A 24,542-nucleotide genomic window follows, 5' to 3' on the forward strand; every position below is an offset into this window, starting at 1 on the left:
GGGCTGCGCCAACCGAGGCCCCTCAAGCTCCACTATCTCACAGGCCGTTGTCCTTCAGCACCTGGGCGGCGTTTTCCTTGGTGATCTTCTGCGTCGGCAAGGTGATGGTCTTCTCGACCTTCTCGCCGTTCAGGAACTTGATCGCCTGGCGCAGGCCTTCCGCACCTGGGGTGACATAGGTGAAGGTCGCCGTCAGCTCGCCCTTGTTCACCATCTGCACGCCTTCGTTGGGCAGGCCGTCGATGCCGATGAACTTGATGTCCTTCTCGCGGCCGACATCCTTGGCGGCGAGATAGGCGCCGTAGGCCATCGGGTCGTTATGGCCGTAGACGAGATCGATCTTCTCGTTGGTCTTCAGCGCGTTGGCCATCAAATTGTAGGCCTGGTCCTGTTTCCAGTCGCCCGACTGCTGGTCGAGCAGGTATTTGATGCCCGGCTCCTTGTCTGTGAATTCATGGAAACCATCATGGCGGTCATGCGCCGGCTGGGTGCCCATGCCGCCCCAGATCTCGACGACATTGCCTGCCGCTTTGCCCTTGCCGCCGAGCAGTTCGACGGCATATTCGCCGGCCGCGCGGCCGATCAGCTTGTTGTCGCCGCCGACGAACTGGGTGAAGTCCTTGGTGTCGACGTTGCGGTCGAGCACGAAGACCGGGATCTTGGCGTCGATCGCCTGCTGCACGACGCCGGTCAGGCCGGCCGATTCCTTCGGCGACACCAGGAGCGCGTCGACTTCCTGGCGGATCAGGTTCTCGACGTCGGCGACCTGCTTCTCGGTCTTGTCCTCGCCGTCGGTGATGATCAGCTCGACATTGGGATGCTTGGCGGCCTCGGCAATGATGTCCTTGTTGAACTGCGCGCGCCAGGGCTCGATGGTGGTCACCTGCGAGAAGCCGATCTTCCACTTCTTGTCCTGGGCGAAGGCATGTCCGGTGGAGAGCAGTGCCGTGGTGGTCAGCAGGGCCGCGCCGAATGCGGCAAGCTTCAGCATGTCACGTCGTTTCATTTCTTGTTTCCTCCGAGATTGAGAGACGGTGTCTCTTGCGACGGCCGTTTTGCGGCGGCCGTTTCCTTGTGCGCCGCTCCGGGCAGGCGCAGATAGGCCAGCAGATCGCCGGCATTGCGCTCCTGCACGAGCACGGTGCCGATGATGATCATCCCCTTCAGCACCAGCTGAAGGTTCGAATTGATGTTGTGGAGCTGCAATATGTTGGACAGCAGCCCGAAGATCAGCACGCCGCAGAAGGTGCCTATCAGGCTGCCGCGCCCGCCCATCAGGCTGGTGCCGCCGATGACCACGGCGGCGATGGCGTCGAGCTCCAGCCCGGCGCCGGCGTCCGGCTTGCCTTGCCGGTACTGCGCTACGTAGAGCACGGCGGCGATGCCGGCGAGCAGTCCTGATATGGCATAAGTGGCGATCTTGACGCGGCCGGCGGCGATGCCGGAAAGCCTGGCCGCCTCCTCATTGCCGCCGATGGCATAGACATAGCGGCCGAACGGCGTGAAGCGCAGCAGCGCGCCGTAGATGACGATGGCGCCGAGGAAGAACAGGCCGGGCATCGGGATGACGCCGAATACCAGCGAGCGCAGCAGCTCGAAATCGGCGGTGGCGTTGGAACCGGTATAGACCGGCAACACGGCATTGTTCTGGCCGGCGGTGAGCCGGGCGATTCCGAGCGCCGTCACCATCATCGCCAGCGTGACGATGAAAGGCTGCAGCCGTCCGCCGACGATGATGAAACCGTTGATGGCGCCGAACAGCAGACCAACGCAAGGCGCCACCAGAAGCACGCCGAGAACGCCGAATTTGGGCTCGATCTGCGGCAGCAGGTACGAGAGCGAAAGGCAACACAGGACGATGCCGACGATTGCCGGCGTGACCAGGCCGCGAACGGTGTCCAGCCTCACGTCGCGGGCCACGGCATCAACGCCGGCGCGGGACTTTTCCACGTTGAGGAAGATGAAGCGCGTGACCACGAAGCCGAGACACAGCGCAACCAGGGCAACCGTCGGCACGCCCAGCACGACGCCCGGCGTCACGCCCGGAACCGTCAGCAGCATGGCGCACACCACCGAGCAGATGGCCATCAGCGAGCCGACGGAAAGGTCGATGCCGCCGGTGATGATCACCGCCGTCATGCCGGTGGCGATCAGCCCGGTGGTCGACACCTGGCGCAGCACGTCGAGGAGATTGCCGTAGGACAGAAAGATGTTGTTGCCCTTGGAACTCACTGGCGAGCCCAGCACGCCGATCAGGAAGATGGCGATCAGGCCCCAGTAGAGCTTGGTGCGGGACAGGAGTTTCAGTGCGGTCATGCGGCGGGTCTCGATAGGCTCCGGCGCGGTGCCGCGAGGCGCATGATGGCCTCCTCGCTCGCCGCTTCGCGGGAAAGGATGCCTGTCTGGCGGCCGTCGGCCATCACCAGGATGCGGTCGGAAAGATGCAGCAATTCCGGCAGCTCGGAACTGATGACGGCGATGGCCAGGCCATCGCCCGCCAGCCGGAAGATGAGGTCGTAGATCTCGCGCTTGGCGCCGACATCGATGCCGCGCGTCGGCTCGTCGAGCAACAGCACCCTCGGCCTGGTCGCCAGCCACTTGCCGATGACGACCTTCTGCTGGTTGCCGCCCGACAGCGTGCCGGCGGGCTGGTCGATATCCCGGCAGCGGATGCCGAGCGCCTTGACAGCTTGCCGCGCCAGCCCCTGTTCGCCGGCCAGCGAACGGATGCCGAAGCGGGCCAGCGCTCCGACCAGCGGCAGCGCCACATTGTCCGATATCGAGGCCTGTAGATGCAAGCCTTGCGTCTTGCGGTCCTCGGTGACCAGTGCGATGCCCAGCCGCCGCGCATCGCGCGGTGAGCGGATATCCACCGGCTGGCCGTCGAGCCGGATCTCGCCGCCCGCACGGCCATCGCTCGAGCCGAAGATCGCTTCCATGATCTCGGTGCGGCCGGAGCCCAGCAACCCGCCAATGCCGAGGATTTCTCCGGCGGCCAGATCGAAGCTGATGCCGCCGATCATCTGCCGCCAGCCCTGGCGGTCTGGCTTCGACAGCGACAGATCGCTGACCGAAAGTACGGTCCTGCCGCCGGGATCCCGCTCGTCCTGGGAGGATGCGAGCAGGTCCCGTCCGACCATCGCCGAAATGATGGCATTTTCGTCAAGCTCGGCCATCGGCCGCGTCAGCACATGGCGCCCGTCGCGGAACACGGTGACGCGGCCGGCCAGATGCATGACCTCGTCGATGCGGTGCGAGATGTAGACGATGGCGACACCGCTGTCGGCAAGCTGGCCGATGATGCGAAACAGCCGTTGGCATTCGGCCGGCGACAGTGCCGAGGTCGGCTCGTCCATGATCAGCATACGCGCCGACATCGACAGCGCCTTGGCGATCTCGACCAACTGCTGTTCGCCGACACGCAGCGCGCCGACGCGTGCGTCCGGATCGAGTTCGATGCCGAGCCGCTGCAGGAGGGCGCTTGCCGCGCGGCTGCTCGCCTTGCGGTGGACGATCAGACCCGCGATCAGCTTCTCGCGCCCGAGAAAGATGTTGTCGGCGACGCTGAGCTCCGGCACCAGGTTGAGCTCCTGGTGGATGATGGCGATGCCCGCGTCCTCGGCGTCGCGCACGCCGGCGAAGCTGACCGGCCTTCCGTCGATGCTGACCGTGCCTTCGTAGCCGGTATAGACGCCGGAGAGGATCTTCATCAGCGTCGACTTGCCGGCGCCGTTCTCACCCATCAAGGCATGCACTTCGCCGCGCCGCAATTCGAAGCCGACATCGACGAGCGCGGCGATGCCGCCAAAGCTCTTCGAAATATGCTCGGCGCTCAGAACGGTGTCCGAGCGATCCGATGTCGCATTGCGCGCCGAGGAAAGGGAATTGCTCTGTTCCATGACAATGGCGGCCTCCCTTCCGTCTTCGTCAGCTTCTCGAACGCTAATCTAAACGTTTCGATCCTGTCAAGCCGATATAGGGTGACGAAACTTTGATGCATTTCAATTCTTGCCTAAAATGACGGGATTCCGTAGGTATTGCTGGCAAGGGGTGACGAAACGTTTCGAAAATGACAGCGTCAGGGCCAAAAAAACAACGCAAATCCACCGCGCCCACCATGTTGCACGTGGCCGAAGCGGCGCGTGTCTCGGTCGCCACCGTGTCGGCGCTGATCAACGGCACCGCAACCGTGAGTCCGGAGCTCAGCGCTCGCATCGAGCAGGCGATCCGCGATATCGGCTACAAGCGCAACGCCATCGCCCGCAGCCTGAAGATGGGTACGACGCGCACCATCGGCTTGACCGTTCCCCACATCACCAACCCGTTCTTCACCGCCGTCGTCTCGGTCATCCAGCAGGCCTTCGACCGCGCCGGCTATGCTGTCATGCTGTGCTGTACGGACGAGGATTTGAACACCCAGGACGACCAGATCAGGCTGCTGCTCGACCGCATGGTCGACGGCTTGATCGTGGCGCGCGTCGGTGACGGCGCGATCCTCGAGCGGATCGTCGCCGATGCCAACGTGCCGGTGGTGCTGATGGATCGCCTGTGCGAGGGGGTCGACACCGACGCCGTGGTTCTCGACAACCAGCGCGCGGTGTTCGACGCCATCAGCTATCTGATCGACCTCGGCCACCGCCGCATCGGCTACATCACCGGCACCTCGGATATTTCACCCATGCATGACCGCATGACCGGATATTGCGAGGCGCTCCAGGCCGCCGGCTTGCCGGTGGCCGAGGAACTGGTTCGCTCCGGCAATTTCCACGAGATCGACGGCTACAACGCAACCATGCAGCTGCTGTCGCTGCATGACCGGCCAAGCGCGATCTTCTCGGCCAACAACCCGATGGTGATCGGAACCATGAAGGCGATCCGCGACATCGGCTTGTCCTGTCCGGAGGACATTTCGGTCGCTTGCTTCGACGATTTTCCTTGGTCCGACGTGTTCCAGCCGCAGCTGACCACGGTGGCGCAGCCGGTGCAGGCCATCGGCGAGCAAGCGGCCAATCTGCTGCTCGACCGCCTCGCCGGCAACCGGGACGCGCCGCCGCGCAAGCTCGTGCTCAAGGGCCGCCTGATGATCCGCAATTCATGCCGGCCGCTGGGGGCGGTTCAGAGCGTCAGTGCCTAAAGCATGATGCCGAAAAATGTGAAGCGGTTTTCGGACGCCATCCTGCTTCCCGAGATTTGGAGCCTGATCAGGGCGTAAAGACACCGGAACACAGCGCCTGCAGCTTCGAAAACACGCCCTTGCCGCCCGTGATGACCTGCGTGCCGCTCTGCAGCACCGTCTTCGGGTCCGCCTTCAGAACGGTGCCGCCAGCCTCCTCGATCAACAGCATGCCGGCCACGCAGTCCCAGGCGTTCATGTGTTCTTCGACATAGCCGAGCAGCCGGCCCGAGGCGACATAGGCGAGCATCAGGGCGCCTGACGCGTTGCGGAAGAAGACGCCGCCTTCGGCGAGGATCTTCTTGATCAGCACGGCGATGTTTTCGGCCTCGGCCCGGTTTGAGAAGCCGGTGCCCACCGAGCCCTCTTCCAGGCCGGTCGCCGTACTCGCCTTCATCGGTCTGCCGTTGACGAAGGCGCCGCCGCCCAGCCTTCCGTGGAAGGTCTCGCCGGTCGATGGCTCGTGGATGACGCCGACGATCGTCTCCCCATCCCGGGCGCAAGCGATCACCACGCACCAAGCCGGAATGCCGCGCACGAAATTGGCGGTGCCGTCGATGGGGTCGATCACCCAGACATGGCCGGTAGAGCCGGCGACCGAGGCATGCTCCTCGCCGACGATGCCGTCCCGCGGATAGTCGGCGGCGATCGCCGCGCGGATGAACAGCTCGACCTCACGGTCGGCTTGCGAGACCAGGTCCTGATGGCCCTTGCTCTCGATGGTCAGGCTGTCGAGATCGCGGAAATATCTCAGGCCGAGTTCGCCGGCGCGCCGCGCCAGATCGATGGCGAACCGCATGCGTGCTTCGAGATCATGTGTCACGGGAAAGCTCACTTGCTGCCGATGGATGCCTTGCACTTAGCAGAGCATTGTGACCGGCAAAAGCACCCGGCGAAGTACAAGACGTCAGGCCGCTTGCGACAGCGATTTGTGTGCCTCGGCCAGGATTTCGAAGGAACGCACGCGGGCGGCGTGATCGAATATCTGCGCGGTGACCATCAGCTCATCGGCGCCGGTGCGGCGTACGAACGCATCGATGCCTTGGCGGACCGTTTCCGGCGAGCCGACGACGGCGCAGGACAGCGCCTGGCCGAGCATGGTCTTGGCCATCGGGTCGAGATCCCGGTCATAGTCCTCGACCGGCGGCGGCAATCTTCCGGGCCTGCCGGTGCGCAGATTGACGAAGGCCTGCTGCAGCGAGGTGAACAGCAGCCGTGCCTCGGCGTCGGTGGGCGCTGCAAAGACATTGAGGCCGAGCATGACATGAGGCTTGTCGAGCTGCTCGGACGGCTGGAAGCGCGAGCGGTAGATGTCCAGCGCGTGGTCGAGTTCCGCCGGGGCGAAATGCGAGGCGAAGGCATAGGGCAGGCCGAGCATGGCGGCGAGTTGCGCGCCGTAGAGGCTCGACCCGAGAATCCAGATCGGCACCGTCTGCCCTTCGCCAGGCACGGCGCGCAGGCGCTGGCCTTCCTCGGCCGGCAGGAAATAACCCATCAGCTCGACGACATCCTGCGGGAAATTGTCGACGCCGGCCTCGAGATTGTGGCGTAGCGCCCGCGCCGTGTTCATGTCGGTGCCGGGAGCGCGGCCGAGGCCAAGGTCGATGCGGCCTGGAAACAAGGCCGCCAGCGTGCCGAACTGCTCGGCGATCACCAGCGGGGCATGGTTGGGCAGCATGATGCCGCCGGCGCCGACGCGAATGGTTTTGGTGCCGCCGGCAACATGGGCGATGACAACCGATGTGGCCGCACTGGCAATGCCTGGCATGTTGTGGTGCTCGGCCAGCCAGTAGCGCTTGTAGCCGAGCCGCTCGGCGTGGCGGGCGAGGTCGAGCGAATTGGCGAGCGATTGCGAGGCATCGCTGCCTTCGACGATCGGCGACAGGTCGAGGACGGAAAGTTCGGTCATGTACTGGTCTCCACGATCTTCTTCTCACGCACCCGAGCCTCGAAGGCCGTGCGGTCGGGAATGGTGATGCCGAGCTGGCCTTCCAGCGTGTCGGCGAGTTCAGTGGCTGTGGCGATCTGCTTCTGTTCGGTGCGGCCATCAATGTAATGGATCGACAGGCGATTGCCGCGCAGCGCGTAGCGCCGGTCGGGCGCGGCGCGCGCCGCCAGAACCGAGGTCAGGAAATGCGATGCCGGGTTGGTCGACAGGAAATAATTGGTGACGGAATAATCGACCTCATAGTGCGGCTGCAGATCGAAGCGATACAGCGAGCGCCAGCCGCCGCCGATGGCGGCCTGCAGGCGAAAGTGATCGCCGGTTTCAACGATGCGGAACGTTTCGTGCGGGGTCGTCTGTTCGAGGCCCGGCTCGAGCAGCAGCGGGGCGGTCAGCGTCAGGCCGCCGAAGCCGACATCGGCTATATAGGTCCGGCCATCGAGCTCGGCGCGCAAAAGCATGTGGCTACGCGCCGTGATCGCGTCCTCGCTCTGACCCCAGAGCACACGCGCGGCGAGGCCGCCGACCTCGAAGCCAAGCGCCTTCAGCGCGTGCATGAAAATGAGATTGTGCTCGAAGCAATAGCCGCCACGCCCGTCGAGGACCATCTTGTCCTGCAGCGATGCGGCGTCCAATCGGACCGGGCGCCCCAGAAACGGATCCACGTTCTCGAAGGGGATCGCCTGCGGATGCAGGAAATGAAGCGTCTTCAGCGTGTCGAGCGAAGCATCACTGGAACCGGCATGGCCGATCCGGGCAAAATAGGCGTCGAGGTCGAAGGGAGCGTCGTTCATCGGGAAGGGCACCGGGCACTGATCGGGCGGATATAGGCATTCGATCCCGCCGCCGCAAACGGTGCGCCTGTTATGCGGCGGCCGTGCCGTCCTGTTCGTCGGCGTCCTCCTCCACGACCGCCGTATGTTGGGCGGCGAGAAAATTGCCGACATGGCTAAGGCTCTCGAAATGGTCGCAGAACACCTTGACGACGACCAGCAGCGGCACAGCCATCAGCGCGCCGACGAAGCCCCACAGCCATGACCAGAATGCGATGGCGATGAAGATCGCCACGGCGTTGATCTCGAGCCGCCGCCCGACCACCATCGGCGTCACGAACTGGCCTTCGACAATGTCGCACAACACCAGGAAGGCAGGCGCCAACAACGCGTAGGCGATCGTGTCGAAGCTGATCAGCGCGATGACCGTGACCAGGACGAGCGTGATCATGGCCCCGACATAAGGCAGGAAATTGAGCAGAGCGGCCGCGGCGCCCCAGACCAGCGGATTGGGCATGCCAAGCGCCCACAGGCCGAGGCCGATGACCGTGCCGAGGCCGGTGTTGATGATTGTGACGGTGAGCAGATAGTGCGAGATTTCCCGCTCGACGTCGTAGACGACGCGCAGCGCCCGCTTCTTTTCGGTGAGGCTGGCGAAGGACTGGATGATCTTCTCGTAGAACATCGTGCCCGAGGCGAGCAGGAACAGCGACAAAACGAAGATGATGGTCAGGCTTGTTCCGGCCGACAGGATGTTGCTCGCCGCCGATGAGAGGAAGCCGGACTGCGCTACAGCGACCTTCTGCACGCCCGGTTCCTGCGATGTTTCGGTCAGCCCTTCGATCTGGTGCGCGATCTCCATGATCCTCTCGACCGGCCGCCGCAACTGCGCCAGCCGTTCGGTCAGTTGCTGGCCGATGGACGACGTGTTGTTGATGAGATCGATGACGGGGCCGCTGAGCACATAGCCGGCGCTCGCGAAGACGAAGAGGGACACAAGCACCAGAAGCGTCGCCGAGACCACTTCGGGAATGCCGCGCTTGCGCAGCAGCCGCACGATCGGCGTCAGTGTCAGCGTCAGCAGAAAGGCCAGGATGACCGGCATGAAGAAGGCGCGCGCGAAATAGAGCGCATAGATGCTCATGAACAGGAAGATGCCGATGAGCAGCGAGCGCATCAGGCGTGTGTCGGCGCGCGTTACCAAACGTGACTCCTCGGCCTCGGCCTCGGCAACGCCTGCGCCCAAAGCGGCGGGTTCGGCTTTCATAGTGGCCCCCTCGGCGGCGCACCACAACTGATGCAATCCGCAGACGAAAACGCCGGCACGGCTTCAAGGTTCCGTTAGCCGGCACTGCCGCACGGGCCGCCGTCGAGGGATCGTGCCGCCAATTGCGCAACCGGAGACTCGGCTGCGAGTGCGCCATATTTCATGCGATGCAAAGATTTACCCTTCAGACAATCGAGTCGGCGCCGGAGAAATCCAAGCCCGCAGGCGCCGCCACGGCCGGCACGGATTTCGCCGTTTCCTTGCGCACGATCGGCGCCACCTTGGTGCCATAAAGCTCGATCGCCTTCATGATCTTGGCGTGCGGCATGGTGCCGATCGCCATTTGCAGCAGGAAGCGGTCGTTGCCGAAAATCCTGTGCTGGGCGACGATCTTTTCCGCCACCTGCTCCGGATTGCCGACGAACAGCGCACCATCGGGACCACGCGACTGGTCGAAATGCGCGCGCGATGTCGGACCCCAGCCGCGCTCACGGCCGATGCGGTTCATCACCTCGGCTTGCGGGCCGTAGAAATCGTCCGCCGCCTGCTCGGTCGTGTCGGCGATGAAGCCATGCACGTTGATGCTGGTGGCCAAGCCTGCCGGATCGCTGCCAGCGCGCTTGGCTGCATCACGGTAGAGGTCGAACAGCGGCGCGAAGCGCGCCGGTTCGCCGCCGATGATGGCAAGCGCCAGCGGCAGGCCGAGCGCGCCCGCGCGGGCTGCCGATTGCGGCGTTCCGCCAATCGCGATCCAGACCGGCAGCCTGTCCTGGAAGGGTCTGGGATAGACGCCGCGATCGTTGATCGGCGCGCGCAGACTGCCCGACCAGGTCACCTTCACCTGATCGCGGATGGCAAGCAAAAGGTCGAGCTTTTCGGCGAACAGCTCGTCATAGTCTTCGAGGTTGTAGCCGAACAGCGGGAAGGATTCGATGAACGATCCGCGCCCGGCCATGATCTCGGCGCGGCCGCCTGACAGAAGGTCGAGCGTGGCGAATTGCTGGAAGACGCGTACCGGATCGTCGGAAGAGAGCACGGTGACAGCGCTGGTCAGTCTGATGCGCTTCGAACGCTCCGCCGCCGCGGCCAAAGCCACGACCGGCGCCGAGGCGGCATAGTCGGGCCGATGGTGTTCGCCGAGGCCAAAGACGTCGAGGCCAACCTGGTCGGCCAGTTCGACCTCCTCGATCAGGTTGCGCAGCCGCTCATGCGGGCCGATGGCGCCGGGACCCGGCACAGGGCTCACATCGGCAAAAGTGTAGAGGCCGAGTTCCATTTGAATGTCATCCCAGTGTGTTGATTGTCGCCCTAGAGGTAGCGACGCGTCCGTCGCGCCGCCAGAGGGTGGCTGGTGAACAGTGCATGTCGATTTCGGCCGGAAATGCGTCTCCCCGGTGCAACATCCCGGAATTTCATGGCTGCCATACCGTTTTGGCGCTTGAACTCCCGGTTTTCACGCGTATGTAAGCCTCGCGAATAGACTTCAAGGAAGTGGACTTGGCTATCTACAGGGAAAAAGACATTTTCGAGCGGCGCAATGCCGCGACCGAGGCAAAGAAGGCGCTTCTGGAGCGCTTCAAGTCAAAGCCGGCAGCAGACGATCCCGCGGTGCTGGCACGACAGGCCGAACGCAAGGCAATTCTTGCGGCACGTGAGATCCGCGAGGCCGAAAAGGCCAAGCTGAAGCAGGAAAAGCTGGCGCGCGAGGCGATCGAGAAGGCCGAGCGTGAGGCAGCAGCTGAAGCGGCGCGCATTGCCGCCGAAGAGGCAGCGGAGGCGGAAGCAAAGCTTCGGGAGGCTGAAGAGAACGAGCGCATTGCTCGCTTGCTTGCCGATGAAGCCGAGCGCAAGGCAAAGCGCGACGCGCGCTACGCAGCACGCAAGCAGCGCACCGGCAGGACTCCTCCCGGCTTTACGGGTCGCTAAGAGCGCACTCGCCTCGACGGATGACCAACAAGGGACGCGCCAAGGCGCGGCCCTTTTTTCGCTTGTCCATGTCGCCGACCGGAAGCCCCTGCATCCGGGATGTCGGCTTGGACATCCGGGGATATCGGCTCGGTCGATGTCGCCCGCCGGCGGACAAGGCCATTCAGGCCGCGAATTTCAGCCCCATGATGCCGCAGACGATCAACGCGATGCAGCCGAGCCTGATCGCCGTGGCGGGCTCGCCCAGCAGCCAGATGCCGAGCAGCGCCGTGCCGACGGTGCCGATACCGGTCCATACCGCATAGGCGGTGCCGACAGGCAGCGCCTTCAGCGCCAGGCCGAGCAAGGTGAGGCTGACGATCATCGACGCGACCGTGAGCACGGTTGGAACCAGCCTGGTGAACCCGTCGGTGTATTTGAGGCCGATTGCCCAGCCGATTTCGAACAGGCCGGCGAAAAACAGAAAAGTCCAGGACATCGCAACGCTCCATCGGAGCATCCAGGCTTTCCGGCCTTGGCTGCTCAGTCGACAATGGCGGGTCGTCCCGGCCGAATTTTTCGGAAAGTGCGAGGTCGTCCCCGCGCCGTCGATATAGGGCTGTCCGAATGCCCGATCAACACGGGCCGGCGGCATTGTCGAATGCCGCCGGTGAAATCCCGCCGCGCCGGGTTGCCGGGACTTACTTTTCCTTGAGCCTCATTGCCTTGACCGGCGGCGCCTTCAGGGCCGGAGCGGCTACAGGCTTCTTGGCGTCTTTCTTCGGTTTGCGGGCTTCCTTGCCTGCCTTCATCGCACCTTTAGCCATGATTCGTTCCTCCAGTTGCGGGAAACGGAGTGAAACAAGACAAGCGTCTCTAGGCAAGGGGCTGTTTCCGTCCCGCCACCACTGCCAGTGCCCGTATCAACCGCTTTTCCGGCCCCCAATGGCCTCGGGCGGGCAACGCCGAGGCCTGAACGGATCGACGGGTTATGCGTTCAGGATGGATATGGAGCTTCAGCGCGCGGGTGGCTAAGCTCCCCGGCACAAGCTCGCGAGTATCGGAGGCGGCGAGGAAGCGATGGCAGGGCACGGCGGCTCCAGAACGGTCATCTATGCGGCGCTCGCCGGCAATCTCGCAATAGCGCTGACCAAGTTCGCCGCCGCCTTTTTCACCGGCAGTTCGGCCATGCTGTCGGAAGGCGTGCACTCGCTCGTCGACACCGGCAATGGCGGCCTGCTGCTTTACGGCATGCACCGCGCCGCGCGCCCTGCGGACAGTACGCATCCGCTCGGGCATGGCCGGGAGCTCTATTTCTGGAGCTTCATCGTCGCCCTGTTGGTCTTCGCGCTGGGCGCCGGCGTGTCGTTCTACGAGGGCGTCGTCCACATCTTGGCGCCGGAGCCGGTCGCCAACGTCAAGGTGAACTATGTCGTTCTCAGCCTGTCCTTCCTGTTCGAAGGCAGCTCCTGGCTGGTGGCACTGAAGGAATTCCGCAAGCAGAAGGGCAGGCAAGGCTGGCTGCGGGCCGTGCAATCGAGCAAGGACCCAAGCGTCTATACGGTGCTGTTTGAAGACAGTGCCGCCCTGCTCGGCCTGACCGTCGCCTTTGCCGGCATCCTGGCGGCGGAGATTTTCGAGATGCCCGAACTTGACGGCGCCGCCTCGATCGGCATCGGGCTCATCCTCGGCGCGACGGCAATCTTCCTGGCGCGTGAAAGCAAGGGCCTGCTCATCGGCGAGCCGGCCTCACCCGAGGTGCAGAGGAAGGTGCTGGCAATCGTCCAGCAGGATCCGGCGGTGCAGCGGGCGAACGGTGTGCTGACGGTGCATATGGGACCGGAAGAGATCGTTGCCGCCCTGAGCATCGAATTCGAGGACCATCTGGCGGCGCCGGAGATCGAGGCCTGTGTCGAACGCATCGAGGCGCGGCTGAAGAAGGAAATGCCTGAGATCGCGCGGCTGTTCGTCAAGCCGCAGACCACGGGCACCTGGGAAAAGCGGCGTAAGGTGATCGAATCCGCGTCCGATGAAAGTTGAGCATGATCCCGAAAACCCTCTTCGTGATCCATGCCCTGGCCTCTGGACCAGCGCCGCGCCGTTGCCTCGCATCCCCGCGTCGCTAAGATCAGCCGATCGATTTTGGAGGAATGACGATGAAGATAGACGGCGGCTGTCATTGTGGTGCCATCACCTACGAGGCGGAGGTCGACCCGGAAAAGACCTCGATCTGCCACTGTACCGATTGCCAACAGCTGACCGGTACGGCCTTTCGCGTCACCGTTCCCGCGCCGCAGGATCACTACCGGATCACCAGGGGCGCGCCGAAAATCTATATCAAGACCGTGGCGAGCGGCGCCAAGCGCGCCCAGGCTTTTTGTGCCGACTGCGGCTCGCACCTTTATGCGACATCGGTCGGCGACGGTCCGAAGGTCTATGGGATCAGGGTCGGGACCTCGCGGCAGCGTCAGGACCTGGTCCCGAGACACCAGAAATGGCACCGGTCGGCGCTGCACTGGCTTCCGGACTTCGAGGGCATGACGACGGTGGAGGAGCAGTAGGGTTAGTAGGCTCCCACAAGACCTCTGCGATTAGCGAAGCCTCCTATCGCTTCGTCATCCTCGGGCTTGACCCGAGGATCCATGCCGTGACCTTGCCGAAGGATGCCGTGGAACGGAATTCTGCACTGTTGCGGCGCGCCGCGGTCGCGGCATGAATTCTAGGGTCTGCGCGCGTCGCTCCGCTCCTTGCTCCGCCCTAGAATGACGATGGGATAGACGCTTCGCTAATCTCTGGCGTCGAGCGGCTACTCTCCATCTTCGACGACCCTCAGCCTCAACTGCCCCGTCTTGGAATCAGCCACGCGCGGTGCGGCTTCCACCTTGGCGGCGCCGCCGTGTGGGACGTCGGCCTCGCCTTCTCCGAACTCCAGCGCCTCGATCTTCTGGCCGCGCTTGGTCACTTTCGAGGTCGAGACGAGGATGTCTTCGATATCCTTGGCCGACTGGCCGAAATGGCCCTGCAATTTGCGCACCCGCTCGTCGACACGCTGGACATCTTCCATCAGCCTGATGACTTCACCCTGGATCAGATGCGCCTGCTCGCGCATGCGGGCATCCCTCAGGATCGCCTGGATGACCTGGATCGACAGCATCAGCAGCGAAGGCGAGACGATGATGACGCGGGCGCGGTGCGCCTTCTGCACGACCGCTTCGAAATTCTCATGGATTTCGGCGAACACCGATTCCGACGGCACGAACATGAAGGCCGTGTCCTGCGTCTCGCCCTGGAGCAGGTATTTTTCCGAAATGTCGCGAATATGGACCTCGATGTCGCGGCGAAAGGCCTGGGCCGCGACCTTCTGCAGGTCGGCGCCGTCGGCGGCGCGGATGGCATTCCATGCTTCCAGCGGAAATTTGGCGTCGATGGCAAGTGACGGCGCGCCGTTCGGCATTTTCACCAGGCAGTCCGGCCGGCTGCCGTTCGACAGCGTCGCCTGGAATTCATAGGCCCCATGCGGCAGGCCGTCGGCGACGATCGCCTCCATGCGCGACTGGCCGAAGGCGCCGCGGGTCTGCTTGTTGGAGAGGATCGCCTGCAGCTGCACGACCTGGCCGGCCAGCGACTGGATGTTGCCTTGCGCGGTGTCGATGACCGCCAGCCGCTCCTGCAGTTTCGCCAGGCTCTCATGCGTGGATTTGGTCTGCTCGGTCATGGTCTGGCCGATGCGGCCGGTCATGGCGTCGAGGCGCTGGCCGATCGATTGCGTCAATTCGGCCTGCCGGGCGCCGAAAACTTCGGCGATGGCCCCCATGCGGCCCTGCATTTCAGCCTGCGACTGCAAAATACCAGCCATGCGTGTCTCGGCGTCGCGGGCATGGTCGGCGGCCTCCGCGGCGGCGACCGCGCGCGCCTTGGCCGACCGCCACAGCGCAACGACGAGCGCCACGAACAAGCCGAGAAACAGCAAGGCGCCGAAGGCCAGCGCGTGACCCAGCGTGATTGTCGAGGCGCCGAGCCGTATGACAGGCTCCGAAAAGATGGTGCTGAGATCATTCATGTGGACAGCATAGCCGATTCGGCGGGCGGGCACAGATCAAAACGTGAACGAGGCTCAGGCGCACCGGTTGACGCCTTTCCTTGGAGGTCTTAGGTGAAACGCCATGCCGATCAAGCCGCTCATCATCCTTCCCGACCCCATCCTGCGCCAGGTTTCCAAGCCGGTGGAGCGCGTCGACGCGCCCTTGCGCAAACTGGCCGACGACATGCTGGCGACCATGTATGACGCGCCCGGCATCGGGCTGGCGGCAATCCAGATCGGCGAACCGCTGCGCATGCTGGTGATCGACCTTGCCAAGGAAGACGAAACGCCGGCGCCGCACGTCTTCATCAACCCGGAGATTCTCGAAAGTGCCGACGCGCGGTCGGTCTACGAGGAAGGCTGCCTGTCGATCCCGGATTACTATGCCGAGGTCGAGCGCCCGGCTTCCGTGCGGGTCAAATATCTCGACCGCGACGGCACGCTGCAGGAGATGGAGGCCGAGGGCCTGATGGCGACCTGCCTGCAGCACGAGATCGACCACCTCAACGGCGTGCTGTTCATCGACCACATCTCGAAGCTGAAGCGCGACATGGTGGTAAAGAAGTTCAGGAAGCTCGCCAAGGACAAGGCGCCGGGCAAGCTGGTGGGATAGGGCAATGCCCCTTCGCGTCATCTTCATGGGCACGCCGGAGTTTTCGGTGCCGACGCTGCGCGCCATCGCTGAAGCCGGACATGAGATAGCGGCCGTTTATACGCAGCCGCCGCGCGCCGCAGGCCGGCGCGGGCTGGAGCTGACGCCGTCGCCGGTGCAGCGCGAGGCCGAGCGGCTGGGCATCGAGGTGCGCACGCCGGCATCGTTGAAAGGCGAGGCCGAACAGGCTGCCTTTGCTGCGCTCGGCGCCGATATCGCCGTGGTCGTCGCCTATGGTTTGCTTCTGCCCAGGGCGGTTCTGGAGGCACCCCGGCTCGGCTGCATCAACGGCCATGCATCGCTTTTGCCGCGCTGGCGCGGCGCCGCCCCCATCCAGCGGGCCATCATGGCAGGAGACCTGGAAAGCGGCATGATGGTGATGCGCATGGAGGAGGGCCTGGACACCGGACCGGTGGCATTGCTTGAAAAATGCGCCATCGACCCCGATATGACAGCCGGCGATCTGCATGATCGATTGATGAGCGTTGGCGCTGCCCTGATGGTGGAAGCGCTGGCACGGCTGGAACGGAATACCCTGACATTTACCGCGCAAGCGGCCGAAGGGGTGACTTACGCCAGGAAAATCGATAAATCCGAGACGCGCGTGGACTGGACGCGGCCTGCGGCCGATGTCCACAATCACATTCGCGGCCTGTCGCCCTTTCCCGGCGCCTGGTCCGAAATTGAATTTGGCGGCCGCATGGAACGGCTGAAACTGCTTCGCTCGACGCTGTCCGAAGGCCTGTCGCCTTCGGAAGATTTGGGCGAGTCGGGAGGAATTCTCGATGACCGGCTGACGGTCGCCTGCGGAAAAGGCGCGATCAGGCTGGTCGAAGTTCAACGTGCGGGCGGAAAGCCCGCCGCCGCGTCGGAATTCCTGCGCGGAGCCAAGATCGAAAAAGGACTGAAATTCTCATGAGCATGATGTCGATACGCGCGGCGACGCCGCGGGACCGCGAGGCCATCCGCCTCGTCGAGGAACACGCTTTCGGCCAGCAGGCGGAGGCCGGACTGGTCGACGCGCTGGTGACCGGCGGTGATGCCGTCGTCGAACTGGTGGCGGAAGAAGACGGGCAAGCCGTTGGCCACATCCTGTTTTCGCGCCTGTTCGTGCAGAACGGCGGCAAGAGTTTTGCCGCCGTGGCGCTTGCCCCGCTGGCGGTGGAGCCGTCTTTTCACGGCTCCGGCATCGGCGGCGCGCTGATCCGCGAGGCCCATATCCGGCTCAAGGACGCTGGCGAGACACTGGCCGTTGTGCTTGGTGATCCGGCCTATTACGGCCGTTTCGGCTATAGCCACGCCCGGGCTGAAAAGTTCGACAGCGAATACCAAGGCGAAGCGCTGCAGGCGCTGGCCTGGGGCGACGCACCCGAAGCCGGCAGGCTGGTCTACGCCTCCGCCTTCACCGCTCTCGCCGCCTAGGCGAGAGCGTACAGCCGACCGGCATGCCGCGTTTTCGCCTCGACATCGAATATGACGGCAGCCTGTTTGCCGGCTGGCAGCACCAGGCCGATCAGCCTTCGGTGCAGCAGGCGATCGAACAGGCGATCGAGAAATTCTGCGGCGAGGCGGTCCGGCTGCGCGCCGCCGGCCGCACCGATGCCGGCGTGCACGCCACCGCGCAGGTGGCGCATGTCGACCTTGCCAAGGCGTGGCCCGACGACAAGGTGCGCGATGCCATCAATGCGCACCTGCAGGCGGCGGGCGCGCGCATTGCCATCCTGAAAGCTGCAGTCGTTTCCGACGACTTCGATGCCCGTTTCTCGGCCACCGGCCGGCACTATCTCTACCGTGTCCTCAATCGGCGCGCGCCTTCGGCACTGGAACAGGGCAAGGTGTGGTGGGTGCCGAAGCGGCTCGATGCCGCCGCCATGCACGAGGCGGCGAAGCTCCTGCTCGGCCGGCACGACTTCACCACTTTCCGCTCCACCCAGTGCCAGGCCAACAGCCCGGTCAGGACGTTGGAGCGGCTCGATGTCAGCCGAACGGGTGACGTGATCGAGGTGAGAGCCTCGGCGCGGTCCTTCCTGCACAACCAGGTGCGCTCCATGGTCGGCTCGCTGAAGCGGGTCGGCGACGGCGGCTGGACATCAGGCGACCTCAAGGCCGCGCTCGAGGCGCGAGACCGCGCCGCCTGCGGCCAGGTGGCGCCGCCCGATGGGCTTTTCCTGATAGGCGTCGATTACCCCGGATAGACACCAACTCTGCCCTGGTAGAACCGGGCTCTACCCCGGATAGAGTCCCGAGAGGCTCTGAGCCCCGATATCGTCGGGCACGGCGATGCCGAGCAGCATCTGCAGCCCGAACAGCACCAGCAGCGAAGCGGTGAACATGCCGACGAAAACGGCGGTGCCGACGGCCGCGCCCTTGCCGATCGTGGCATTGGTCATGCGCCAGGTCAGCACCATCGACAGGGAAAATAGGAGCAGCGACACAAGGCTCGAGACCTGGCTTGTCGACGACAGGAAAAGCCTGATCAGCGCCGAGGGCAGCATCAGCCAGGCGGTGATGGCCGAGGCCCAGTTGCTGGCGACGACATAGTGGACGAAGCGCCCGCCAATGCCGGCGCGCGGCGCCACCAAGGCGAGCGCTACCAGCGGCAGCACCCAGGAGCCGATATCGACCGTCGCCAGCCGCACCAGCATGGAGAAGCGGCCGGCGAAGGCATCGGGATCGCCGATCTCGTTGGCGATGCCGACCCAGCCGACGATCAGCGCCGGAGCCGCGATGATGATGGCGAAGAACGAATTCCAGAAGCCGTCGGCCGACAGGTCGAGCAGGCGCAGCCCATCGGCCTTGCCGAGCATCAGCCGCCAGGCGCCGGTCAGCGAAGCTTGGGTTTCGTCCGCCGAAAGCATGCCGGTCAGCCCTGTCCGAACCAGTCGTCGATGAAGCGCTGGTAGATTCGCGTCAGCGTTTCCAGATCGGCAATGGCGACGCGCTCGTCGACCATGTGCATGGTCTTGCCGACCAGGCCGAATTCGACCACCGGGCAATAATCCTTGATGAAGCGCGCATCCGATGTGCCGCCGGAGGTGGACAGCGCCGGCTTTTTGCCGACCACCGCACCGACCGAGCCGCTCAGCGTCTCGACCAGCCTGTCGTCGCGGGTCAGGAAGACATGGCTCGGCCGGTCGCGCCAGACGAGGTCATAGTCCACCGGCGTCTTCTTGCCTGGCCGGTACTTCTTGCGCCCCGCCGCCTGATCGAGGCGGTTGTGGATTTCGGCCTGGACCGTCTCGGCCGTCCAGCTGTCGTTGAAGCGGATGTTGAAGGTGGCGGTCGCCTTGGCCGGAATGACGTTGGTGGCCGGGTTGCCGACATCGATGGAGGTCACCTCCAGATTGGTCGGCTGGAAATCCTTCGTGCCCTTGTCGAAGACCGGGTGCAGCAAGGCATCCACCAGGCTCATCAGGCCGCGCACCGGATTGTCGGCAAGCTGCGGATAGGCGGCATGGCCCTGGCGGCCATTGACGGTGATGCTGCCCGACATCGAGCCGCGCCGGCCGATCTTGATCATATCGCCAAGCGTGTCCGGATTGGTCGGCTCGCCGACGATCGAGGCGTCCCATTTCTCGCCTTTCGATGCGGCCCATTCGAGCAGCTTGACCGTGCCGTTGATGGCAGGTCCTTCCTCGTCGCCTGTGATCAGCAGCGACACCGAGCCCTTCGGGCCGCCATTTGCCTCGACATGGCGCGCCACCGCGGCGATGAAGCAGGCAATGCCGCCCTTCATGTCGACAGCGCCGCGGCCATACATCTCGCCATTGGCGATCTCGGCGGCGAAAGGCGGGTGCGTCCAGGCGGCTTCGTCGCCGACAGGCACCACGTCGGTATGGCCCGCGAACATCAGGTGCGGGCCGTTGCCGGAGCGCCGTGCATAGAGGTTCTCGATATCCGGCGTGCCCTCCTCCGAGAACACTGGCCGGTCGACCAGGAAGCCGAGCGGTTCCAGCATCGCCTCCAGCGCGCTCAGCGCGCCGCCTTCGGCTGGTGTCACCGAGGCACAGCGGATGAGAGAGGCGAGGTTTGCGGCGGGATCAGTCGGCAGCGTCATGGCAAAAGCGATAGTCGAAAGCGAAAGGCCTGTCACGGCCAGACGTAGGGGCCAGCCCCATGGCCGACGATACCGCCGACATTATGGTTTTCATGTCGTATAGTCGACTGATGCGGAGCAAGAGATGGAAAACGGGGAAAAGAGGATCGTCATTGCCGGCGCCGGCAGCATTGGCTGTTATGCCGGCGGCTGCCTGGCACTCGCCGGGCGGCAGCTTGTCCTGCTCGCCCGACCGCGCATCGAGGCAGCGCTGCGGCAGGGCGGATTGCGCGTCAGCGACCTCAAGGGCCGCGATCGACTGATCAAGCCGGAAGCACTCGCCGTCACCGTGGATCCCGCTGTCGCCTTGCCGGTGGCCGATGTGATCCTGGTTACAGTCAAGAGCGGCGCGACGCAGGATATGGCGGCCCTAATCAAGGCCCATGCCCGTCCCGATGCCGTGGTGGTGAGCCTGCAGAACGGCGTCGACAATGCCGACAGGCTGCGCGCGGCGCTTGGCCGGCAAACGGTGCTGGCCGGCATGGTGCCGTTCAATGTCGTGCAATCGCCGGACGGCGAACTGCCGCTGCGCGTCCACCGTGCCAGCGACGGCAAGGTAATGGTTGAAGATGGGGACGCCGGCCTTGCCCGCCTTCTCGACGTCGAAGGCCTCGCCGTCGAAGCGCATGGCGACATGAAGGCCGTGCTGTGGGGCAAGCTTCTGATGAACCTGAACAATGCGCTGGTGGCGCTGTCGGGCCTGCCGCTGGCGACCGAACTCGCCGACAGGCGCTGGCGGCTGATCCTCGCCGGCCAGATCGATGAGGCTCTCCGGGCGATGAAGGCCTCGGGCATCGAGCCGGCGCGCATCGCCGGCCTGCGCCCTGCGCTGCTGCCGAAGGTGCTCAGGCTGCCCGACTGGCTGTTCAAGCTCTTGGCGCGGCGCATGCTGGCGATCGACCCCGAGGCGCGTTCGTCGATGTGGGATGATCTGCGGCGCGGCCGGCCGACCGAGATCGACGACCTGCAGGGTGCTGTCTTGCGGCTCGCCGAAAAAGCCGGCACGCAGGCGCCGACGGTCCAGCGGGTCAGCGCCTTGGTGCGCGGGGCGGAAGCCGAGCGGCTTGGCTCGCCGGGCCTAGTGCCGGAGAAGGTTCTGGCGCCGCCGGCCGGCCGTCGATCAACGTGATCTTCTGCCAGATCTTGCGCGACAGGTTGGACGCCAGGTTCTCGATGTCGTTGACGCCGTCGATGACGACGGCGTCATTGACGGACTGGGCGAACAGCGCCGCGATCTTGCCGGTGATCGACAGCATTTCGGAGCAATAATCGAGATAGCGCGCGAGATCGGCGGCATTGGTGATGCGGGCCGGCGAATGCGAGGTCGGCTTGAAACTGGCCGACAGCGCCGCCGGATCCTTGGTCAACTGGTGCATGTCGATGACGTGGATCAGCGAACGCAGGCCGTGCAGCTGGCGAAACACCTGCTTGCGCTTGATGCGCTCCTCTGTGCGGATCAGGGCAAGGAAACCGAGTACGGCGAGGATGATCATGTTGATCGTGGCTTCGATGCCTTGCACCGACTGCACCGCGTCGTCGGCCTGGGAGATGTGAATGAGCGGCAGGATGGTGCCGACGAACAGGAAGATCAGCGCGCCCGCGATCACGGCGGCGACGATGATGCCGCGCAGCCACCAGATCGGCGCTTCCAGTGCCTTGGCGGCCTTGGCCAGATCGCGCGACAGCGACACCAGTTCGGCGGCGACGCCGCGCAGCCCGGCGTCCGGGAAACGGTCGGCGACGCGGCCTTCAAGCCGCTCGGCGGTTTCGATGATCAGTTTCGGATCAAGCGTGCGGTAGCGCATGGCGAGATATCCGATCGGCCCCTAGAACATGATGCCGAAAAGTGCGGAGCGGCTTTCGGACGACATCATGCCTCTCTATCTCTTCGATTCAGCCGGCTCGTTGGTGCGCCGGCCATAGCGGTTGGGCCCAGGCTGCCCTGGAAACAGGCACAACACAAGGAAGGCGACGATCGAGACGACCGGCACGAACAGGATCAGCGCGGCAATGCCCGGCTTGTCGAGGTCGTGCAGACGCTTCACCGCCAGCGCGATGTTCGACCACAGCGAGGCGATGAAGGCGATGAAGAAGATGAACGACCACATATTGCTCTCGGCCGAGCCCTCCGGCACCAGCGTGAAGCGGTACAGCGGGAACGCCTGGATGATGGCGACGAGCAATCCGCCGAGAAAATAGGCCGCGCGGCTGACGCGGCCCGATGTCTTGAAGAAAAGCCAGTTGAGATCCGATCTTTCAGGCAAGCGGGTCCGATCCATATTGGTTGGCACCCTTGGTGCCTTCGAGGATGCCGAGTTCGACCAGCAGCCAGATGCCGCCGATGATGGGTACGAGGCCGATCAGCGTCCACCAGCCCGACTTGTTGCGGTCGTGCCAGCGTTTGGCATAGAGGGCAATCGCGAAATAGATCGATGCCAACGCGAAGAGGATGCCGATGATGCCGATCTGGGCACCGCTGGCGGTGGTGAAACGCGTGCCGAGGATCGCATCGAGAATGAAAGCGATAATGCCGATCACGATGAATACGCCGATGCCGGCCCAGAACTTGGCTCGGTTGATGCGGCCATCAAAGCTTGTGAGCAGATACTTCCAGTCCATGTCACCCCCTCCATGTTGAACCAGCGCGACCGATCGTCGCGCCGGCGGAAGGTGCGCCTGACCGGGGCAAAGATCAATCGCGCAGCAATTCGTTGATCGAGGTCTTGGACCGGGTCTTGGCGTCGACCCGCTTGACGATGACGGCGCAATAGAGACCTGGGCCCGGTTCGTTGTTTGGAAACGGCTTGCCCGGCATCGATCCAGCGACGACGACGGAATTCGGCGGCACCTCGCCATAGAAGACCTCGCCGGTGGCGCGGTCGACGATCTTGGTCGACTGGCCGATGAAGACGCCCATGCCGAGCACCGAGCCCTCGCGCACGATGCAGCCCTCGACCACTTCGGAACGCGCCCCGATGAAGCAATTGTCCTCAATGATGGTGGGACCGGCCTGCATCGGCTCCAGCACGCCGCCGATGCCGACGCCGCCCGAAAGGTGGACATTCTTGCCGATCTGGGCGCAGGAGCCGACAGAAGCCCAGGTATCGACCATTGTGCCGCTATCGACATAGGCGCCGACATTGACGAAGGACGGCATCAAGACGGCGCCTGGCGCCACATAGGCCGAACGGCGCACGATCGACGACGGCACGGCGCGGAAGCCCGCCTTTTCGAAATCGACGGCGCTCCAGCCGTCGAACTTGGACGCCACCTTGTCCCACCACACGGCCTCGCCGGGGCCACCCTTGATGATCTCCATCGGATTGAGCCGGAAGGAGAGCAGCACGGCCTTCTTCAGCCACTGGTTGACGTGCCATTTGCCGTCGGTCTGCCGCTCGGCGACGCGGGCGGTGCCGCGGTCGAGCAGGTCGAGCGCCGACTGGATGGCGTCGCGCACCTCGCCGCGGGTCGCGGTCGAAATGGCGTCGCGTTCCTCGAAGGCCTTGTCGATGGTCTTTTCGAGGCTCGCCAGATCGGGCTTCGACATGAATTTGCTCCATTACCAAGCTGTTAAGGGGCTGCGCCTTAACCTGTTTAAAAGTCGCGCGGACCCTATGTTAAGGCTCAATGGGGGTCAATCGCGACTGCGTCACGGGACGACGCAAGTAAAGGAATGGACGGGTGGATTCGATGACTCCCATGGAAAAGGCGGGATGGACGCCGCTGCCGCATTCGGATGAGGATCTGGAGCGGTCGAAAAGCGTGCCGGACACGCCGCAGACGCGCGCCGAAACCTACCGCCTGGCCTGGAACGATCCCGACTTCATGACCCGGCGCGAACTGCGCGCGGTCAGGCTGCAACTGGAACTGCTGAAGCCGGAAATGATCCTGGCCGAGCGCGGCATCCGTTCGACGGTGATCCTGTTCGGCGGCGCGCGCCTGCCGGAGCCCGGTGGCGAAGCCTGGGCGGCCAAGAACGAGACGCAGAAGAAGAACCTCGAGGAAAACAGCAAATACTACGAGGAGGCCCGCAAATTCGCCCGCCTCTGCTCGCGGCAGTCAGCCACGTCATACTATCGCGAATATGTCGTGGTGACCGGCGGCGGACCCGGCGTGATGGAAGCGGGAAACCGCGGCGCCGACGATGTCGGCGCGCCGTCGATCGGGCTCAACATCGTGCTGCCGCACGAGCAGGCACCGAATCCCTATGTGACGCCGGAGCTCTGTTTCAACTTCCACTATTTCGCCATCCGCAAGATGCACTTCGTCATGCGCGCCAAGGCCGTGGCGGTGTTTCCCGGCGGCTTCGGCACGATGGACGAGTTCTTCGAGACGCTGACGCTGATTCAGACCGGGCGCATGGAGCGCGTGCCGGTGATCCTGTTCGGCAAGTCCTTCTGGAAGCGGGCGATCGACCTCGACTTCCTCGCCGAGCAAGGCACCATCAGCCCGGGCGACCAGGACATCATCGATTTCGTCGACACAGCCGACGAAGCCTGGGCCATCGTCAGCCGCTTCTACAAGCTGGGGGAATAGGAATTGGGGGAATTTGGGAAACGAAATGAGGAACTGGGGAAATGAAGAATTGACGAAATAAGGGGCATGGTCTTGCGTCCCTCCTCAATTCCTCAATTCCTCAATTCCTCAATT

General features: G+C 64.2%; 27 protein-coding genes. 10 read left to right on the forward strand and 17 right to left on the reverse strand.

What is annotated here, in order from left to right; translation table 11 throughout:
• Window positions 1-37 precede the first annotated feature (37 nt).
• From EN850_RS10810 to EN850_RS10820, 3 genes are read right to left on the reverse strand one after another with little or no spacing between them, the layout of a single operon-like run.
• Complete coding sequence (locus EN850_RS10810; protein WP_135930161.1) at window positions 38-1,006, reverse strand: substrate-binding domain-containing protein; 969 nt, start codon at window positions 1,004-1,006, stop codon at window positions 38-40.
• Entirely contained in the window at window positions 1,003-2,316 is a 1,314-nt protein-coding gene (locus EN850_RS10815) for an ABC transporter permease (protein ID WP_136091221.1), read from the reverse strand. The genes EN850_RS10810 and EN850_RS10815 overlap by 4 nt, the downstream gene beginning before the upstream one ends.
• A complete protein-coding gene (locus EN850_RS10820; protein ID WP_136091222.1) occupies window positions 2,313-3,899 on the reverse strand; it encodes a sugar ABC transporter ATP-binding protein in 1,587 nt (528 codons plus the stop codon). Before EN850_RS10820 ends, EN850_RS10815 begins: the two co-directional genes overlap by 4 nt.
• Window positions 3,900-4,117: 218 nt before the next feature.
• Here EN850_RS10820 and EN850_RS10825 point away from each other — a divergent pair, with 218 nt between their 5' ends.
• Window positions 4,118-5,134, forward strand: a complete 1,017-nt coding sequence (locus EN850_RS10825; protein ID WP_135917068.1) for a LacI family DNA-binding transcriptional regulator — start codon at window positions 4,118-4,120, stop codon at window positions 5,132-5,134.
• Window positions 5,135-5,201: 67 nt separating this feature from the next.
• Here EN850_RS10825 and EN850_RS10830 read toward each other — a convergent pair whose 3' ends face one another.
• The 5 genes from EN850_RS10830 to EN850_RS10850 all read right to left on the reverse strand — a co-directional run bounded on the left by EN850_RS10830 (window position 5,202) and on the right by EN850_RS10850 (window position 10,434).
• Window positions 5,202-5,996: an inositol monophosphatase family protein gene (locus tag EN850_RS10830; RefSeq protein ID WP_135930157.1), complete on the reverse strand. Its 795-nt coding sequence runs from the start codon at window positions 5,994-5,996 to the stop codon at window positions 5,202-5,204.
• A gap of 84 nt (window positions 5,997-6,080) precedes the next feature.
• Entirely contained in the window at window positions 6,081-7,082 is a 1,002-nt protein-coding gene (locus EN850_RS10835) for an LLM class flavin-dependent oxidoreductase (RefSeq protein ID WP_136091223.1), read from the reverse strand.
• Window positions 7,079-7,912, reverse strand: coding sequence for an arylamine N-acetyltransferase (locus EN850_RS10840; RefSeq protein ID WP_136091224.1), 834 nt, complete (start codon window positions 7,910-7,912; stop codon window positions 7,079-7,081). Before EN850_RS10840 ends, EN850_RS10835 begins: the two co-directional genes overlap by 4 nt.
• A 70-nt stretch (window positions 7,913-7,982) precedes the next feature.
• On the reverse strand, window positions 7,983-9,158 hold the full coding sequence (locus EN850_RS10845; RefSeq protein ID WP_135862592.1) for an AI-2E family transporter: 1,176 nt from the start codon (window positions 9,156-9,158) through the stop codon (window positions 7,983-7,985).
• A 184-nt stretch (window positions 9,159-9,342) separates the two neighbouring features.
• Window positions 9,343-10,434 carry an LLM class flavin-dependent oxidoreductase gene (locus tag EN850_RS10850; protein ID WP_127278270.1) on the reverse strand — a complete coding sequence of 364 codons (1,092 nt, stop codon included), beginning with the start codon at window positions 10,432-10,434 and terminating at the stop codon, window positions 9,343-9,345.
• 221 nt (window positions 10,435-10,655) lie between these two features.
• Here EN850_RS10850 and EN850_RS10855 point away from each other — a divergent pair, with 221 nt between their 5' ends.
• Window positions 10,656-11,084 (forward strand): DUF6481 family protein, encoded by a 429-nt coding sequence (locus EN850_RS10855; RefSeq protein ID WP_127873285.1) that lies wholly within the window; start codon window positions 10,656-10,658, stop codon window positions 11,082-11,084.
• 163 nt (window positions 11,085-11,247) lie between these two features.
• Here EN850_RS10855 and sugE read toward each other — a convergent pair whose 3' ends face one another.
• Window positions 11,248-11,562, reverse strand: coding sequence for a quaternary ammonium compound efflux SMR transporter SugE (sugE, locus tag EN850_RS10860; RefSeq protein ID WP_127278272.1), 315 nt, complete (start codon window positions 11,560-11,562; stop codon window positions 11,248-11,250).
• A gap of 202 nt (window positions 11,563-11,764) precedes the next feature.
• Entirely contained in the window at window positions 11,765-11,890 is a 126-nt protein-coding gene (locus EN850_RS37705; RefSeq protein ID WP_127278273.1) for a hypothetical protein, read from the reverse strand.
• 253 nt (window positions 11,891-12,143) lie between these two features.
• Between EN850_RS37705 and EN850_RS10870 the strand changes: the two genes are divergently transcribed.
• On the forward strand, window positions 12,144-13,103 hold the full coding sequence (locus EN850_RS10870; protein ID WP_136091225.1) for a cation diffusion facilitator family transporter: 960 nt from the start codon (window positions 12,144-12,146) through the stop codon (window positions 13,101-13,103).
• A 116-nt stretch (window positions 13,104-13,219) separates the two neighbouring features.
• Entirely contained in the window at window positions 13,220-13,624 is a 405-nt protein-coding gene (locus EN850_RS10875; protein WP_127278275.1) for a GFA family protein, read from the forward strand.
• Between the two features lie 245 nt (window positions 13,625-13,869).
• Here the strand turns inward: EN850_RS10875 and EN850_RS10880 are convergent, their stop codons facing one another.
• Complete coding sequence (locus EN850_RS10880) at window positions 13,870-15,123, reverse strand: DNA recombination protein RmuC (protein ID WP_136091226.1); 1,254 nt, start codon at window positions 15,121-15,123, stop codon at window positions 13,870-13,872.
• Window positions 15,124-15,226: 103 nt separating this feature from the next.
• Between EN850_RS10880 and def the strand changes: the two genes are divergently transcribed.
• The 4 genes from def to truA are packed head-to-tail and all read left to right on the forward strand — an operon-like array spanning window position 15,227 to window position 17,991.
• On the forward strand, window positions 15,227-15,757 hold the full coding sequence (gene def / locus EN850_RS10885; RefSeq protein ID WP_127278277.1) for a peptide deformylase: 531 nt from the start codon (window positions 15,227-15,229) through the stop codon (window positions 15,755-15,757).
• A gap of 4 nt (window positions 15,758-15,761) precedes the next feature.
• Window positions 15,762-16,715 carry a methionyl-tRNA formyltransferase gene (fmt, locus tag EN850_RS10890; protein WP_136091227.1) on the forward strand — a complete coding sequence of 318 codons (954 nt, stop codon included), beginning with the start codon at window positions 15,762-15,764 and terminating at the stop codon, window positions 16,713-16,715.
• Window positions 16,712-17,218, forward strand: a complete 507-nt coding sequence (locus EN850_RS10895) for an N-acetyltransferase (RefSeq protein ID WP_127280837.1) — start codon at window positions 16,712-16,714, stop codon at window positions 17,216-17,218. Before fmt ends, EN850_RS10895 begins: the two co-directional genes overlap by 4 nt.
• A 23-nt stretch (window positions 17,219-17,241) precedes the next feature.
• Window positions 17,242-17,991: a tRNA pseudouridine(38-40) synthase TruA gene (truA, locus tag EN850_RS10900; protein WP_127873290.1), complete on the forward strand. Its 750-nt coding sequence runs from the start codon at window positions 17,242-17,244 to the stop codon at window positions 17,989-17,991.
• Window positions 17,992-18,021: 30 nt separating this feature from the next.
• Here the strand turns inward: truA and EN850_RS10905 are convergent, their stop codons facing one another.
• Together EN850_RS10905 and dapE are read right to left on the reverse strand one after the other, a co-directional pair.
• Window positions 18,022-18,654, reverse strand: coding sequence for a transporter (locus EN850_RS10905; RefSeq protein WP_136091228.1), 633 nt, complete (start codon window positions 18,652-18,654; stop codon window positions 18,022-18,024).
• A gap of 5 nt (window positions 18,655-18,659) precedes the next feature.
• Complete coding sequence (gene dapE, locus EN850_RS10910) at window positions 18,660-19,853, reverse strand: succinyl-diaminopimelate desuccinylase (RefSeq protein WP_127873291.1); 1,194 nt, start codon at window positions 19,851-19,853, stop codon at window positions 18,660-18,662.
• 124 nt (window positions 19,854-19,977) lie between these two features.
• Here dapE and EN850_RS10915 point away from each other — a divergent pair, with 124 nt between their 5' ends.
• A complete protein-coding gene (locus EN850_RS10915; protein WP_136091229.1) occupies window positions 19,978-21,021 on the forward strand; it encodes a 2-dehydropantoate 2-reductase in 1,044 nt (347 codons plus the stop codon).
• On the opposite strand, the gene EN850_RS10920 is transcribed toward EN850_RS10915, so the two are convergent.
• The 4 genes from EN850_RS10920 to dapD form a co-directional block, all read right to left on the reverse strand.
• Window positions 20,921-21,697: a hypothetical protein gene (locus EN850_RS10920; protein ID WP_135917058.1), complete on the reverse strand. Its 777-nt coding sequence runs from the start codon at window positions 21,695-21,697 to the stop codon at window positions 20,921-20,923. The genes EN850_RS10915 and EN850_RS10920 overlap by 101 nt on opposite strands.
• A gap of 75 nt (window positions 21,698-21,772) precedes the next feature.
• Complete coding sequence (locus EN850_RS10925; RefSeq protein ID WP_245458575.1) at window positions 21,773-22,156, reverse strand: DUF805 domain-containing protein; 384 nt, start codon at window positions 22,154-22,156, stop codon at window positions 21,773-21,775.
• Window positions 22,149-22,511 (reverse strand): DUF805 domain-containing protein, encoded by a 363-nt coding sequence (locus EN850_RS10930; protein WP_127873295.1) that lies wholly within the window; start codon window positions 22,509-22,511, stop codon window positions 22,149-22,151. Before EN850_RS10930 ends, EN850_RS10925 begins: the two co-directional genes overlap by 8 nt.
• Before the next feature lie 73 nt (window positions 22,512-22,584).
• Window positions 22,585-23,439, reverse strand: a complete 855-nt coding sequence (dapD, locus tag EN850_RS10935) for a 2,3,4,5-tetrahydropyridine-2,6-dicarboxylate N-succinyltransferase (RefSeq protein ID WP_127276047.1) — start codon at window positions 23,437-23,439, stop codon at window positions 22,585-22,587.
• A 143-nt stretch (window positions 23,440-23,582) separates the two neighbouring features.
• Between dapD and EN850_RS10940 the strand changes: the two genes are divergently transcribed.
• Window positions 23,583-24,428: an LOG family protein gene (locus EN850_RS10940; protein WP_136091349.1), complete on the forward strand. Its 846-nt coding sequence runs from the start codon at window positions 23,583-23,585 to the stop codon at window positions 24,426-24,428.
• The last annotated feature ends 114 nt before the right edge of the window (window positions 24,429-24,542 follow it).

Origin of the sequence: Mesorhizobium sp. M8A.F.Ca.ET.207.01.1.1 (assembly GCF_004794715.1) — a bacterium.
GTDB lineage: Bacteria > Pseudomonadota > Alphaproteobacteria > Rhizobiales > Rhizobiaceae > Mesorhizobium.

Excerpts from the sequence above, each read along its gene's own strand:
- EN850_RS10810 (WP_135930161.1), bottom strand. The coding sequence starts at position 1,006 with ATGAAACGACGTGACATGCTGAAGCTTGCCGCATTCGGCGCGGCCCTG.
- EN850_RS10815 (WP_136091221.1), bottom strand. The coding sequence starts at position 2,316 with ATGACCGCACTGAAACTCCTGTCCCGCACCAAGCTCTACTGGGGCCTG.
- EN850_RS10820 (WP_136091222.1), bottom strand. The coding sequence starts at position 3,899 with ATGGAACAGAGCAATTCCCTTTCCTCGGCGCGCAATGCGACATCGGAT.
- EN850_RS10825 (WP_135917068.1), top strand. The coding sequence starts at position 4,118 with ATGTTGCACGTGGCCGAAGCGGCGCGTGTCTCGGTCGCCACCGTGTCG.
- EN850_RS10835 (WP_136091223.1), bottom strand. The coding sequence starts at position 7,082 with ATGACCGAACTTTCCGTCCTCGACCTGTCGCCGATCGTCGAAGGCAGC.
- EN850_RS10840 (WP_136091224.1), bottom strand. The coding sequence starts at position 7,912 with ATGAACGACGCTCCCTTCGACCTCGACGCCTATTTTGCCCGGATCGGC.
- EN850_RS10845 (WP_135862592.1), bottom strand. The coding sequence starts at position 9,158 with ATGAAAGCCGAACCCGCCGCTTTGGGCGCAGGCGTTGCCGAGGCCGAG.
- EN850_RS10850 (WP_127278270.1), bottom strand. The coding sequence starts at position 10,434 with ATGGAACTCGGCCTCTACACTTTTGCCGATGTGAGCCCTGTGCCGGGT.
- sugE (WP_127278272.1), bottom strand. The coding sequence starts at position 11,562 with ATGTCCTGGACTTTTCTGTTTTTCGCCGGCCTGTTCGAAATCGGCTGG.
- EN850_RS37705 (WP_127278273.1), bottom strand. The coding sequence starts at position 11,890 with ATGGCTAAAGGTGCGATGAAGGCAGGCAAGGAAGCCCGCAAACCGAAG.
- EN850_RS10870 (WP_136091225.1), top strand. The coding sequence starts at position 12,144 with ATGGCAGGGCACGGCGGCTCCAGAACGGTCATCTATGCGGCGCTCGCC.
- EN850_RS10875 (WP_127278275.1), top strand. The coding sequence starts at position 13,220 with ATGAAGATAGACGGCGGCTGTCATTGTGGTGCCATCACCTACGAGGCG.
- EN850_RS10880 (WP_136091226.1), bottom strand. The coding sequence starts at position 15,123 with ATGAATGATCTCAGCACCATCTTTTCGGAGCCTGTCATACGGCTCGGC.
- def (WP_127278277.1), top strand. The coding sequence starts at position 15,227 with ATGCCGATCAAGCCGCTCATCATCCTTCCCGACCCCATCCTGCGCCAG.
- fmt (WP_136091227.1), top strand. The coding sequence starts at position 15,762 with ATGCCCCTTCGCGTCATCTTCATGGGCACGCCGGAGTTTTCGGTGCCG.
- EN850_RS10895 (WP_127280837.1), top strand. The coding sequence starts at position 16,712 with ATGAGCATGATGTCGATACGCGCGGCGACGCCGCGGGACCGCGAGGCC.
- truA (WP_127873290.1), top strand. The coding sequence starts at position 17,242 with ATGCCGCGTTTTCGCCTCGACATCGAATATGACGGCAGCCTGTTTGCC.
- EN850_RS10905 (WP_136091228.1), bottom strand. The coding sequence starts at position 18,654 with ATGCTTTCGGCGGACGAAACCCAAGCTTCGCTGACCGGCGCCTGGCGG.
- dapE (WP_127873291.1), bottom strand. The coding sequence starts at position 19,853 with ATGACGCTGCCGACTGATCCCGCCGCAAACCTCGCCTCTCTCATCCGC.
- EN850_RS10915 (WP_136091229.1), top strand. The coding sequence starts at position 19,978 with ATGGAAAACGGGGAAAAGAGGATCGTCATTGCCGGCGCCGGCAGCATT.
- EN850_RS10920 (WP_135917058.1), bottom strand. The coding sequence starts at position 21,697 with ATGCGCTACCGCACGCTTGATCCGAAACTGATCATCGAAACCGCCGAG.
- EN850_RS10930 (WP_127873295.1), bottom strand. The coding sequence starts at position 22,511 with ATGGACTGGAAGTATCTGCTCACAAGCTTTGATGGCCGCATCAACCGA.
- dapD (WP_127276047.1), bottom strand. The coding sequence starts at position 23,439 with ATGTCGAAGCCCGATCTGGCGAGCCTCGAAAAGACCATCGACAAGGCC.
- EN850_RS10940 (WP_136091349.1), top strand. The coding sequence starts at position 23,583 with ATGACTCCCATGGAAAAGGCGGGATGGACGCCGCTGCCGCATTCGGAT.